The organism is Treponema zioleckii (assembly GCF_014737315.1).
In the GTDB taxonomy this organism is placed as follows: Bacteria; Spirochaetota; Spirochaetia; order Treponematales; family Treponemataceae; genus Treponema_D; species Treponema_D zioleckii.
Genome location: NZ_JPUF01000019.1, coordinates 19,808 through 33,313, shown reverse-complemented (window position 1 = coordinate 33,313; position 13,506 = coordinate 19,808). Strand labels below are relative to the sequence as shown.

The 13,506-nt window shown below is 43.1% G+C and carries 13 protein-coding genes; 2 read left to right on the top strand and 11 right to left on the bottom strand.

The features are described 5' to 3' along the window. Nucleotides 1–32: 32 nt before the first annotated feature. The 5 genes from mtaB to JI65_RS06640 all read right to left on the bottom strand — a co-directional run bounded on the left by mtaB (nt 33) and on the right by JI65_RS06640 (nt 3,912). A complete protein-coding gene (gene mtaB / locus JI65_RS06660) occupies nt 33–1,475 on the bottom strand; it encodes a tRNA (N(6)-L-threonylcarbamoyladenosine(37)-C(2))-methylthiotransferase MtaB (protein WP_191014600.1) in 1,443 nt (480 codons plus the stop codon). A 5-nt stretch (nt 1,476–1,480) separates the two neighbouring features. Then, on the bottom strand, nt 1,481–2,101 hold the full coding sequence (locus JI65_RS06655; RefSeq protein ID WP_191014599.1) for a tetratricopeptide repeat protein: 621 nt from the start codon (nt 2,099–2,101) through the stop codon (nt 1,481–1,483). 24 nt (nt 2,102–2,125) lie between these two features. Then, entirely contained in the window at nt 2,126–2,491 is a 366-nt protein-coding gene (locus JI65_RS06650; RefSeq protein ID WP_191014598.1) for a bactofilin family protein, read from the bottom strand. An 86-nt stretch (nt 2,492–2,577) separates the two neighbouring features. Beyond that, entirely contained in the window at nt 2,578–3,084 is a 507-nt protein-coding gene (gene ruvC / locus JI65_RS06645) for a crossover junction endodeoxyribonuclease RuvC (RefSeq protein WP_191014597.1), read from the bottom strand. A gap of 84 nt (nt 3,085–3,168) precedes the next feature. Continuing rightward, complete coding sequence (locus JI65_RS06640; RefSeq protein ID WP_191014596.1) at nt 3,169–3,912, bottom strand: YebC/PmpR family DNA-binding transcriptional regulator; 744 nt, start codon at nt 3,910–3,912, stop codon at nt 3,169–3,171. A gap of 277 nt (nt 3,913–4,189) precedes the next feature. On the opposite strand from JI65_RS06640, the gene JI65_RS06635 reads away from it, so the two are divergent. Then, nucleotides 4,190–4,612: a (deoxy)nucleoside triphosphate pyrophosphohydrolase gene (locus tag JI65_RS06635; RefSeq protein WP_191014595.1), complete on the top strand. Its 423-nt coding sequence runs from the start codon at nt 4,190–4,192 to the stop codon at nt 4,610–4,612. Between the two features lie 11 nt (nt 4,613–4,623). After that, nucleotides 4,624–5,013: a hypothetical protein gene (locus JI65_RS06630; RefSeq protein WP_191014594.1), complete on the top strand. Its 390-nt coding sequence runs from the start codon at nt 4,624–4,626 to the stop codon at nt 5,011–5,013. Between the two features lie 32 nt (nt 5,014–5,045). Here the strand turns inward: JI65_RS06630 and hisS are convergent, their stop codons facing one another. From hisS to JI65_RS06600, 6 genes are all read right to left on the bottom strand, one after another. Next, nucleotides 5,046–6,353 carry a histidine--tRNA ligase gene (gene hisS / locus JI65_RS06625; protein WP_191014593.1) on the bottom strand — a complete coding sequence of 436 codons (1,308 nt, stop codon included), beginning with the start codon at nt 6,351–6,353 and terminating at the stop codon, nt 5,046–5,048. Between the two features lie 206 nt (nt 6,354–6,559). Continuing rightward, nucleotides 6,560–8,059 carry a glycoside hydrolase family 5 protein gene (locus tag JI65_RS06620; protein WP_191014592.1) on the bottom strand — a complete coding sequence of 500 codons (1,500 nt, stop codon included), beginning with the start codon at nt 8,057–8,059 and terminating at the stop codon, nt 6,560–6,562. Nucleotides 8,060–8,372: 313 nt separating this feature from the next. Further along, the gene (locus JI65_RS06615) at nt 8,373–9,470 is read right to left on the bottom strand and encodes an N-acetylneuraminate synthase family protein (RefSeq protein WP_191014591.1); all 1,098 of its coding nucleotides are present in this window, start codon (nt 9,468–9,470) and stop codon (nt 8,373–8,375) included. A gap of 209 nt (nt 9,471–9,679) precedes the next feature. Then, nucleotides 9,680–11,458, bottom strand: a complete 1,779-nt coding sequence (locus JI65_RS06610) for a glycosyl hydrolase 53 family protein (protein ID WP_191014590.1) — start codon at nt 11,456–11,458, stop codon at nt 9,680–9,682. 217 nt (nt 11,459–11,675) lie between these two features. Further along, nucleotides 11,676–12,890 (bottom strand): hypothetical protein, encoded by a 1,215-nt coding sequence (locus JI65_RS06605; protein WP_191014589.1) that lies wholly within the window; start codon nt 12,888–12,890, stop codon nt 11,676–11,678. A 9-nt stretch (nt 12,891–12,899) separates the two neighbouring features. Further along, a complete protein-coding gene (locus JI65_RS06600) occupies nt 12,900–13,496 on the bottom strand; it encodes a hypothetical protein (protein ID WP_191014588.1) in 597 nt (198 codons plus the stop codon). Nucleotides 13,497–13,506 lie beyond the last annotated feature (10 nt).

The following is a 13,506-nucleotide window of genomic DNA, read 5'->3' as shown; positions in this document are numbered from 1 at the left end:
TATCAAATCGACCAAAGTTTTAGAATGAAATTTTAGAGTTTTTTGAGAAATTGAGCAAAAGTGTCGCTCTCGCCAGTTCTTTCTGAATCAGAAAGCGGGCGCAAAACCTTCAGTTCAATTTCAGAACCTGCTTCCGGCACATTTTTTTCGTCGGTTGCAAATACAAGCTGACAATGCAAAAAATTTTCCGTAACGGCATGAACAACAATTCTGTCGCGCATAAGTGCGGCCCGTGCCCGGTGAATCGTCTCGCAAACGGCCGGCAAAGTCTTTCCGACAAAAGAATTTATATATTCGGACTTTGATTTTTTATTATATTCTTCGAGAGCCGAAATTCGCTTGTCGGTAATGTAATTCGGAACCATCGGACGCATAGAAAAAGCCTCCGTTCCAGGACGAGCACTGAACGGAAAGGCATGAACGAAAGCAAATCCGCACTCTTCAAGCATTTTCATCGTGAGCGCAAAATCGTCATCCGTTTCGCCAGGGAACCCCGCAATAATATCACATGCGAGGAAAGGATTTTGCTTCGCCTTTTTAAGGATTTTTACAGCCTTGTAAACAGCCTCGATTTTGTAAGGACGCTTCATCTTTGCGAGAACAGCATCACTTCCAGACTGAACTGAAATATGGAAATGCGGACGCACACGAGGATTTGAAACAATTTCACCAAGTTCCTCGTCCACAATCTCAGGATAAAGGCTAGAAATGCGGATTCCGATTGAATTTGTATTTTCAAGAATCAGACGCAAAAGTCCTGCAAAATTCACAGTGCCGTCTTGCCACTTTCCGCGATATTGGGCGATATTTACGGTCGTTATTACAACTTCCTTCTGACCGGCATTTTCAAGAGCCTTTACGCGCTCAATAACGGAAGCAGCATCAAGGGAAACAGATTTTCCGCGCGCAAGACGGATTCTGCAATACGTGCAGACACAATTGCATCCGTCTTGAATTTTTAGGGACGAGCGAGAATGATTTATAAAAGTGTCGGTCGAAAGTCTAAACGGTTCAGAAATCTCATTGATTTTTGTAAGTTTTTTCTTGCTGTCAAAAAAATCTTGCAGAACGTTTTTTAATTCAACTCCAAAAGTCTCTGGATTCTGATTCAAAACAGAAGGCATGTCGGCCAACGTTCCTTTATTCTGACCGCCGAGGACAACAATTCTGTCACCAAGAGCAAGAATTTCGTCGCGGTCGAGCTGAGCATAGCAGCCAGTCACAACGACAACTGCATTCGGGCATTTTGTCAAAAGCAAGCGTATGATTCTGCGAGCTTTCTGCTCAGCCTTAGCCGTCACAGTACAAGTATTAATGACACACGCAACAACGTCGTCAGCAACTTTTGTGGCTGCGGTAAACGGCTCCATCGTAACGGAAAAACCTGCGTCAACAAAAACGCGAGCGGCACCTTCGCTTTCAACCTGGTTGAGTTTGCAACCGAGAGTCTCAAAATGAATATTTTTTTTCTGCATAAAAACTAATTAATACGTTTTTCCATGCGATTTTTACCGCGTATAGCGTCTGCATGGTTTGCGTCAAGTGCAAGAGCCTTTTTGTAGGCTTCAAGAGAAGACAAATAATATCCAGCCATTTCGCGGGCATAGCCACAGCGGCTCCACCAGTTCGCTACGTTAGGCTCTGCATGAACGGCAGAAGAAAGTGCCATATCCGCATGGAGGTACTGTTTTTGACGGATGTAAATTTCCCCCATGTAATAGTAAGCATTTCCAAGTCGCGCACCGCTCTCTTTTGCGGCAACATAAAGTTGAAACAACTCCAAAGCCTGCGTATTTTTGCCAAGATAATATTTCGCCTCGCCCAAAATTTCGATTAATCGGCTGTCAGATGCATTAATTTTTCTTCCTTCAATTGCATAAGATTCAGCCTCTGCATATTTTCTGTCTTTTACGAGCGACCAGCAAAGAACAACATAAGAATCAATATTACGAGGATTAGCCTGCAATTCCTGAATACAAACAGCAGCGGCCTCGGCAAATTTTTGGCTTCGGTACAAAGCCAATGCATCCAGCTTTTTCTGCGCAAAAAGCGAAGCAGAAATGCATGAGAGCGTAAGTAAAACTAAAATAGATTTTTTCATCATCTTACCTTAATTCAATAATTTTTAATTTGATTCGAGCATCGTACAGCGACCAGAGAATCTTGACCCCGGTTCGAGAACAACTTGCGCCGAAGAAATGTCTCCGCTAACGGAACCTGTCGCCGAAACAAAAACAATCTTGCTCGCAAGAATATTGCCGTCAACCTTTCCGCGGACAAGCACTCTGGCGGCAGAAATCTCTGCGCTAACAACGGCATTTGTATCAATAACAAGGTCGCCAGTCGCATCGATAGAACCATTAACAGTTCCACGAATCATAAACGGTTTGGCGAATTTTATATTGCCCGTAAATTTAATATCTTCTGCAAGAACAGTATCAAAATCTTCTTCTTCAAGGTCAAACAAATCAGTGTCTTTTACATCGAACATAGTATTTTATAATTTATCGGCAATATAAGTTATGGTCAAGGCGAGAACAAAAGGAAACTCTAAAAGAGTTGATTTTTAATTTTGAATCAACTTGTGCGTTTTCCAAAAGACATGACATTCGTGGAATACACGTGGGTTATTGCGGCGGCAAGCGCGTCTGCAGCGTGGTCAGGCTTCGGCTCCACTTCAAGATTCAAGAGGATTTTTACGTACTGCTCAACAGTTTTTTTATCGGCAGTCTTGGTTCCTGTCACCGAGTATTTTATCTGAGTCGGTCTGTACATGGAAAGCGGAATTACGTGCTGGGCAAGGCACATTGTAACAACGCCTTTCGCCTCGGCAACCCCCATTGCACTGGAAACATTGCGAGCAAAATAAAGCTCTTCCATACCAGCCTGATTCGGCTTAAACTCATTCAGCACGGCGAGAAGACGGTTATAAATCGAAAGAAGTCTTATTCCATGCTCTTCCGTTGCCGGAGTTTCTATAACGCCATAACTTACGAGACGAATGTTATTTCCGACGGCATCAATCACGCCAAATCCGGTGTGGGCAAGTCCAGGGTCAATTCCTATAACTCGTCTTTTATTCAAAGCAAAATCCTAACAAAAAAAAATAAAAGCCCGCCGAAACAAAGGTTTCCAAACGGGCTTTCTTAAAGATTAAAAAGCTAAAGATTACTCCTCTGGCTCGTAATCCTCTGGATATTCAACAGTTGTGTAAACGTTCTGAACATCATCATCTTCTTCGAGACGGCTGATAAGCTTGTCAACTTTTGCAGCTGTATCTTTATCAACTGATGTGTATGCCTGCGGAACCATGTTTACGCCAGCAGAAAGTGAAGACCATCCCTTTGGTTCGAGAGCTTCTACAACTGCAGCGAAATCTCCAGGAGCTGTTGTTACAGTGATTACACCGTCTTCGTTTACGATGTCTTCTGCGCCAGCTTCGAGAGCAGCTTCCATAACTTCCTCTTCGTTTACAGCTTCAGCATCATACTCGATAACGCCTTTGCGATCGAACATGCGGCTTACAGAACCAGTTGTTCCGAGGTTTCCGCCAGTCTTCGAGAAAATATTGCGAACGTTAGCAGCTGCACGGTTCTTGTTATCTGTAAGAACTTCAACGAGAACTGCAACACCGCCAGCAGCGTATCCTTCGTATACGAGCTCTTCGTAAGTTCCGCCACCAAGCTCACCAGTTCCCTTTTTGATTGCACGCTCGATGTTGTCTTTTGGCATTGAAGCTGCACGTGCTTTTACGATTGCAGCACGAAGACGAGGGTTAGCGTTTGGATCTCCGCCACCCATGCTAGCAGCAATAGAAATTTCCTTAATCAATTTTGTGAAAAGCGCACCGCGTTTTGCATCTGCAGCACCTTTTGCATGTTTAATGGTTGACCATTTATTGTGTCCTGACATTTAGGAACTCCTTAAAAATAGTGTACGACTTGAATAGACTAAATGAAAGAATTTAGTTCTTTATACTACCATATTCAAAAAAATACTGTCAACGTGGAACGGTTATAATTTTGACACAAGTCGAAAAATTAAAGATTGGAGTAAGTTTTTTTTGCAGTTCCACGCTATTTTTCATTGCAGATTTTTTTTGTTTTTTCTATAATATTGCGATTCATGCGAGGATAATCGTTTTTGCTGAAAACCAGGGGCAAAAAACTCTACGGTGGGGAAGATTTTTATGAACAAAACTTCGATTGCGTGTATTGCATTTGATGAAAAAAAAATACTGATTGCTCACAGAAATCCAGTTGGACAAATGGGCGGACGCTGGGAATTTCCTGGCGGAAAAGTTGAGGAAGGCGAAACTGACGAACAAGCCGTAGTGCGAGAATTTCAGGAAGAATTCGGAGTGACCGTGCAGGTTGAAAAACGGATTGCCGAAACAAATTTTAAGCACAACAACGAGCGAGTTGACCTTCATGCCTATCTCGTAAAACTTCCGCACAACGGAATCGAAAAAAAATTCAAGTTGACAGAGCATTCTGAATACAGATGGGCAGAACTTGCCGAAATTCCGACGCTGAATTTTGTTGATTCAGATTTGATGATTTATCCACAAATCGCAAAATATTTGGTAGATATACTTCCTGATGTAAAATAGGTTAAAAAACGATGAAGAGGTCTTATTTTCTTGCTTGCATTATTTTAGCTTTCTCTCTTCCTATGTTAGTTTCTTGTCTCAAACAAGATGACGAGATTCATTTTGAGCAATTGAACGAACTTGAAGTTTTTCCGACGGTTCAATGGGCAGTCGTAAAAGATCCGTATGTAGCGGCCCGCAAAGAAGGTGGATATGACTCCGTGGTTCTTTCGAGCCTCAGAAAAGGCGACCTTGTGCAAATTGAAGGAAATTGCACCGTAAAAGTCGAGTCGCCGAACAAAAAAGACCGAATAGAAGAATGGTATGCAGTTTCTGGCGGCTGGGTTCCTGCAAGTTCGCTTGTAATTTATACGAGCTACCGCAGGGCACTGACCGCACAAAAACAGATGCTAAAAGAATAAAGGTTGTGACCACAAAAGCCACAACCTAAAAATTAGCGTTCCTGAATTATTTTGTCGGCAATCTGGTCAACAGTAAGATCAGCGAACTGCTCACGAGTTTTTAAGTTCTTTAATGTCGCCACATTTTTCTCGGCTTCGTTCGAACCAATTATGATTCCCCATTTTACGCCTTTCGCATCTGTAACGGCATACTGCTGGTTCATCTTCTTTGCTTCCGGGAACACTTCAACAGCGATTCCTTTTTCACGAAGTTTAGACGCAACGCCCTGATACAAAATCGTAAGGTTCTTGTCCATGCAGAAAATCTCTGCGTCGAGGTAGCTTCCTTTTTTCTCCGTGCGCCCAAGCTGCTCCAAGCCCGCAATAAGGCGGTCAAGACCAATTGAAGCACCGACTCCCGGCAATTTTGTTTTTGTGTACAAGCCCGCAAGGTTGTCGTAACGTCCGCCAGAGCAAACCGAGCCGATTGAAGGAAGTTCGTTCAAGAATGTTTCGTAAACGATTCCTGTGTAATAGTCAAGCCCACGTGTAATGCTTGGGTCAAGAACGTAAGTCGCCTCAATGCCGGAAGCTTTCATCATCTCGCGGATTTCTCGCATTCGTTTTGTGTCCTCGCCTTCTCCACCTGCCATTTCTTCAAGCAGATTGAGAGTTGAGTCAAAATCTTTTCCGCCGGCAATATATTTGAGAATTTCTTGTGCGGCTTCCTCGCTGCCAGTAAATTCAACAAGTTCTTTTTTAACTTCAGATTCGCCGACTTTTGCAAGTTTATCGACAGAGCGAAGGATATCCTCTGATTTTTCAAGCTGCCCGATTTTTGCGAGGAAGCGATTGAAAATTCCGCGGTGGTTTACGTGAATCGTAACGTCGGTTACACCGATTGCAGCAAGAGCCGCCTTCATTACGCTAAGAATTTCAAAGTCCGCGCCAGCGCTGTCTGTTCCTACGGTATCAATGTCGCACTGAACGAATTCGCGGTAGCGACCTGCCTGAGGTTTTTCGCCACGCCAAACTTTTGCAAGGTGATAACGTTTGAACGGAAAATAAAGTTCGCTTTCATGCTCGGCTGTGAAACGTGCGAACGGAACGGTAAGGTCAAAGCGCATTGCAACGTCGCGTTTTCCGTTGTCCTCGAATCTGAAGACTTGTTTTTCAGTCTCGCCGTTAGATTTTCGCAATAAGATTTCCGAATATTCAAGAACAGGTGTGTCAATCGGAACGAATCCGAACGAGCGGTAAACTTGTGTGATTTTTTCCTGAAGATTTGTGCGCAATATTTCTGCGTCTGGTAAAATGTCTCTGAATCCTTTTAGGACTCTAGGTTGAATAATTTCTGCCATAATGAGGTAATCTTACAATTTATCCGCAAGAATTTAAACCGCCTACGGAACAACTTCATTATAAACTTACAGATGCAAAAAAATTGTCTGCACTACCGTAAAAATGTCTATTTTGTGATGCTTCGCGGTGGTTTCGACAAGCTCAACCACCGCGAAGCACTACCCTCTCCCACCGAGACTTACGATGCCCCCCTATCGAGAGTTGACTATCGTGTGCAGTCACTTCTAAAGTGATTTACGACGAGTTTTCCAGAATCCGTAAGCTCGCCAGAAGTCCAGCCGCTTGTTTTTGAGCAGCCCGAAACAATCGCGCTTGCAGTCTCACTCTTGCTTGAAAGGCTCCAGTTCAAATGACTTATGCTGTATTTTTTGCACAAATCGAACCATTTTTTAGATTCAGCTTCATTGAATCCTCCGTTTCCGCTCGCGTCGCAAGTTCCAAATTCGGTAATAAAAATCGGGAGACCAGAGTTTATTGCGTTCTCCACGCGATTTCTGAATGAATCAGTGTGGCTGTTCGCGTAAAAATGGAAAGTGTACATTACGTTCGAAAATTTAAGCGGATTTTGCAATGGCTCTTCAACGTCCTGACTCCAAGTGTTCGTTCCAACGATAATAACAGCATCTTTCGCGTACTTGCGGATTACAGGAATCACTTCCTCGGCATAGGGTTTTATTGAGCTGTCCCAAGGGGAGCCAGTTGGCTCGTTGCAGATTTCGTAAAGCACGTTGCCGTAGTTTGCGTATTCTTTTGCGATTTCGGCAAGGAAGATTTTTGCCTCTTCTTTGGTTTCGTTCGGATTGTAATTGTGCACGTGCCAATCAACCAAAACGTACATTCCGCATTTCGTTGCGTATTCGATTCCGTTCTTGACGATTTGTTTGAGCTTAGATTTGTCACCGCCATTGCAGTAACCGTTGTAATCTTTTGGATAAAGCACAAGCCGTATGCAGTTCGTGTTCCAATCGTCAACGAGCGTCTTAAAAGCGTCCTCGTTCACGTAACGGCTAAAGTCGTCCCCAAAATTAAGTCCGTGGGTGCTCATGCCGTAAAGTTGATATTTTTGATTGTGCGAGTCGTAAAGATAGGCCCCAGAAACGTGGAGTTTTCCGTGATTATAAAAAGGTGTTCCTGTAACAGAAGTTGGTTTTGGCTTTGTCGCAACGTCAGAACTCGTTCCGGATTCATCCTGATTTTCTTTTGCAGAAGTTCCGCCAGAAATCAGCGTGATTTTTGTTACGACAACTCCGTAACCCATCAAAGCAAATCCACCAGATTTTAGAGCGGACGCATTCGCCGAAGTAACCGTGTACGCAAGTGGATTTGAAGTGGGAATAACGCCTGGGCTGTTCTCCCCGCTTTCTTTGTATCCGCCAATGAACGAACCGCCGGTCAGTTCGTTCCAGCTTGACCCCATAGAGTCAAACTGGAGTTTTTTGTAATTTTTTGCAGTGTTTGAGGCATACCATTCAACTTGAATTTTAGAGCCTGCCGAAAATGATGCAAACTTATTTGAAGGAATCTGAATGTTCACTTTCCACTCAGAATCATTAAAATCTGTATTTCCGCTCCAGACAGTTGTGCTGGATTTTGGAGTTGATTTTGTTTCTCCTGCAGAAAGCACAGACTCGGCTTCTGCCAAAAAATCTGCGGAGCAGCTTACAAGTGCCACGATAAAAGAAAGGCACGCAAAGAGTTTTTTCATAAAACCTCATTAAGCCCAGGACTTCCGCATTATAAAACTTGTCGATACAAAAATCAGTTGGTCGTCCGCCCATCAGATTTTTAGGCTGAATTTCGAGTTTTCTGCCATGCGAGAAGAGCGCACTGCTGTCATGCTGAACTCGACCGCTTTCGTTTTCGCGGTCGCCTTGATTCAGCATCTACGCTCTCCCTGCAACGTTGGAAGAGATTCCGAAACCACTTCGGAATGACGAGCTTTGTAAAAACTCAAAATTGAACCATTTAGTCAACTTTTCATAATGCGGAATTTCTGTCACAAAGGCTGTTAGAACTTGTTAATCTGTAAAGAAGTGTGTAAATAAAACACCTTCCCCAGATTTTACTTCTTTTGTAAGCCGTTTACCAATCACTTCGTCCAAGAATTCTGGTGAAATTCCGGGTGTCAGTATTTTTTCGGTGCGCAAAACTCCAATATCTTTAATCTGAACGATTTCGCCGGCTTTCATGCTGTGCATAAAATGAAGGCTTCGGTTAGTTCGGCCGTAATTCGCTTCTTCGGCGGGAGCAAGTTTTTTTATGCCGTTTCCAAGGCACTTTTCAACGCGGTCTTCGTATTCTTCTTTTAGCTGGCGGATAATGTAATCCTTGCCGTTTTCTTTTCCGTATTGCCTAAAAACAGCCTCGCACTGCCGGATGCAATGCGTCATAAGCGCGAACTGCTCGCCTTCGAGGGCAACCGGGTCGTCGAGTCCGTCGGTCTTTCGGCTCAAAGTGATGTGTTTTTCTATCATCTCGCCGCCCACCGCTGCCGCAAGCGACGGAACCAGAACGGGGTCAAGGGAGTGGTCGCTAACGCCGCAAGGAACGCCAAAAATCTTTGAGAGATTCGGAATCAAATTCAAGTTGTATTCTTCTTCTGGAGCCGGATAAAAAGTGATGCAGTGAAGGAGCGTAACGCCGTCTGTTCCGAGAATCGAAAGCGCGTTTTCTATGTCTCGAAGTTTTGAGACGCCAGATGAAACGACAACTGGAATCTTAAAGTTCTTTCTATATTCTGCAAGTTCTTTTAAGAGCGGAAGATGATTGAGTTCCGGCGAAGCGATTTTTATGCAGTCAGGATTTATTTCTATCAGCTCTTTTAGGCTTTTTAGACCGAATGGACTGCACATGAATTTTGCGTTTTTGGAGTGAATATAATTCTGGCAGTCCGCAAAAAATTCTTTTGGAACTTCAAGTTCCTTGAATCTGTCGTAGAGGCGAATTTTTCCGCCCGGAAGATTTACGAACCCTGTCTCCGGGTGAAGGATTTCGTCCGCATAAACCCACTGAAACTTTACAAAGTCAGCCCCGGAATCTATTGATGTATCTATAAGTTTTTTAGCTTTCTCAAAATCGCCGCCGTGAGATGTTCCGATTTCTGCTACAATTTGCATGGTATTTTTCCTAAAATTGAATTTTTAAGACAAGAGTCCTGTAAAATTTTCGGATTTTAGAAGATGATGCTGAATTAAAAAAATCGGCAGACAGCAAGCGAGCAGTCCGCCGGGAAAACAAACGGATTTGCTCAAAACTAACGTTTTTCGCTTTTTATAAAAGTGAGTTCCGTTAGGAACGAACAAATCCGTGTGTTGAAGGAATGGTGTTATTTAGATTTGATTATCAAAGTACCAGAAAGACCAGAGCCTGTTACAGCATATATTCCGTTTGAAATCAAATTAGAAATCAAATTCGCATCTGTAATTGTCATGCTATATCCAGAGCAATTATCATCCCAAGCAGCTTTTGCTATATCCCAAGTTGAACCATCAAAGTTTATTTGAAACCACCAATCGCCACTACCACTCATATTTTCAAGCGCCACATACAATTCTGATATTTGAGAAGGCATCGAACCAGAGTCAACAACCTTTACGAAACTTCCAGTCCCTGAGAACGAAGTCGAAATATCAAGCAGCGTTTCATTTTCACCAGAATTTTCAGAATCTCCACTTTCATTTCCAGTTGTGTCGTCTGAGCCACCAGTTTCACCGGAATTTCCAGAGTCGCCAGTTTCTTCGTCGGTTGTAGAGCCGTTGTTGGCTGTTGGATAGCCGTCCGCTGGGGTGTAATTGAAGGCGTCGATTGCTGGATAAGCATATCCTTCCCATGAGAAGAGTCCGTACAGATAATCGCGGCGTTCACCGCCCCAAACGCAGATTCCTGTTCCGCCAGCATCATAAATTTCTTGCATCACATGACGGAGAATGTTCGTTTGGTTCGATTCGCTTGCCGTAATTTTTGATCCAGAAGTTTCAACATCAGCATACGATTCGCCACTCAAATTTAAATATGCTGTACTTGCCTGAGAATCGGTATATTCCTTTGCACTTGCCGAAGTCTCAACAATCATAACAGGCTTACTAAAACTTTGTATTTTTGTTTTAAGCGCGCTAATTGTGCCGTGATTTTCCCACGGATAATAAGAAAGCCCAACTATGTCGTAATCTGCACCAGAAGCATCAACTTTATCGAAACACGTATAATTCTGAGCTGTAATGTGCACGACAATTTTTATACTGCTATCAAAATCTCGAACAGCCTTGCAACCAGCTTTTATGTAAGTCTTAAAATTGTCTGTGTTGATTCCACCATTTATTGATGAACTTGCAGCTGTCGCAACTTTTGAACCAGTTGAAGTATTTATCGAAGAATCAACAAGGATGCCACGGTCAATTTCGTTTCCAACCTGCACGAAATCTGGCGTTACACCAGCAGTTTTCATGTAAGTCAAGGTCTCGGTTATATAAGAAGAAAGCATTTCTTCCATATCAGAAGCTGTCGCAGCGCTTTGCCAAGTTTTAGGAATAAGCTGTACGGCAGGGTCTGTCCAATAATCGGAAAGATGCAAGTCGAGAAGAACTTTTAGTCCAACAGCTTTAGCCCGCTTTGCAAGCCTTGTAGCACGCTCAATAGTGCAGTCGCCAGCTCGCCATGCATCACCAGTTGTTGAAGTTGGCCACACGGAATCAGTAATCGTACTTGTCTCAGACGGGTCCACCCAAACTCTCAGGCGAACTGTATTAAAGCCGTGGTCGGCAAGAAGCTTGAATATATCCTTTTGTGTTCCGTCTGCTTCATACCAGTTTTTATCTGTCCAGGTATTTGACGAAGCATAAACATTCTCAAAATAATCCACCGCGCTTGCGTCGAATCCACGGATAAAATTGTCGCCAAAGTCGATTACAGAAGATGCGGTGTCTTTGCGCGTGTCTTTGTCGCTTTTTCCGTTGTTGTCGGAAAGGCTCACCAAATCGTCGTCGGTTGCGTCAATGCCGCGTGTGGTGCTGGCAGAGTCAATGCCGTCGCTGCACGAGAAAAGCATAAAAGCTGAAATAAGAGGAAAAGCAAAACGATGCAAAAAACGTTTTATCATTTTTTTCATAAAAATCCTCCGTGATGAAAAATTATTAGGTCGGATATAGAAGTTATACGAAGTCTGTCATTCCGAACTTGTTTCGGAATCTTTTTCAATATTGAAATTTGAGATTCTGAGTCAAGCTCAGAATGACGTAAAGTTACCGACCAAACCTATTCGTTGTAAAAAAAGTTTTATTGTAATTGCGAAGGTTCCAGCCCCGCAATTTTAAGACCGCCTTTCATTATTCAGCAATAAATTTTACTTGAACAATCACATCGCAAGTGAGTGTTGCTAAACCTTTTATATAAAATCCATTAGCCTGTATTGCAGAAATCAACTCAGAACTTGCGGTACCTTCATAGTTATATCCCTCAAAAGTAGGATTAGTAGCCCAAGAGAGTACCAGATAATTTTCCCCAGTATTGTCACATGCATTAATCCACCAACCACTTGCAGAACCTGCAAGTTTTGCAAAAATTTTGATTTCTTTTATTGTTCCAAAATTTGCAAATTTTTCAGCAGAAAAAACGTTTTGAACGCTGCCATCTAACGTAATTGTGCTTTCGCTTTCCAAATTTGTAGTCTCAGAACTTACAAACTTCAAGCCAGTGAATGTGTGTTCGTAGCTTTCTTTGATTCCTTTGACTTTTATTCCGGTGCATTTTACGCTTGCGGTGAATTCTTCGTTAGAAATGTCTTCCGTAGTTTTTATGTTAATTGCTTTTCCGTCGGAAGAAACGCTTGCGGTAAAGGTTGTGCTTGGAAGAGTGCCGGAGGCTGCAGTCACTTCTACGGTCTCGTCAACGGCTGTTAAAATTCCGTTTACAGGAATTGAGAATTCTGTTCCCGCAGGTGCCAGTTTCGTTGAGAATTCAATTTCCTCACCGCTGTACAACGGGGCAAAAGAAATTTTCTTTGAAAAAGTCGGCATTGTGCGTCCGTCGTAGTCGTTTCCGCTCGCGTTCTTTATGCCAGAAACGGTAACGGTATACGAAATATCGTCGTAAGATGGGTTTTGTGTTCCGTCGAGCAAATTAATTGCCGGGGAAAGGTCAACGTAATATTTGCTTTTTGACGCGCTCAAAGTTCCGCTGCCGCTTCCGCTCGAAGTGTAAGCCACGCCGTTCATAGAATACGAAAGCTCGTATTTTACGCTTGCAGAAGTGGCATCCGCGAGCTGGGAAAGATTCAAAACAAGGTGAGATTCCGTGCCTTTTACGTTGGCATCTGCAAGTCCGTTGTAGTAGCAAGTTGTTGAAAGTGCGCTCAAAGCACCGATTCCGTCTTTTTGATCAAGAAGCTGCTCGCTTGAAAGCGTGTCCTGAAGCTGCTCGCAAGAAGAAAAGGCGAAAGCAAGAAAAAGTCCGCTCAAACTCGCGACAAGTGATTTAGACAAATTCAACAATCGCAATCTATTTTTTCCGTTTGAAATATTCAATTTATTTGATTTTTTCATTTAGCTCTCCTATTCTACAACTGGCACTGCCGTTCCGCTTGAAGCGTCAATTACGAGAGTCACTTCGCCAGCACCCAAATCAAGTCCGTCAATGTAAAAATTCTGCATCTTGCCATCGCTACTTCCATTTCCATTAATGCCGTTATCGTTCCACGGGCGATCCCAACTATTTACAGGACAGAGCGAAAACTGAATGTTGCTCACGGTCACTGCAATTTGGTTTGAAGTTCCTTCGCCGTCTTTCAAAACCACATCAACATTCGTGTTGTCCCAAGAACCAGTTCCGTCAAAATTTCCAGGAATAGAATAATTTCCAGAAACGCTTCCAAAACCCGTAAATTTCATCGTAACCAAAAGCGCGTTCTGGTCATGCAAGCCGTTTTCGTCAGCACAAGAAACAAGGGCAAAAATCATAGAGAGCGAAAGAATCATCGCAAACATTGCCATTCCAAGTTTGGAAAACCGCGTCATTCCGAACTTGTTTCGGAATCTAGATGCTGAAACAAGTCCAGTATGACAATTGGAAGAAGCGACTTCAGCATGATAATTTTCGAATTTCGCATTCCGAATTCTGCATTCTTCATTCCTAATTCCTAATTTTCTCATCTTCTACCCC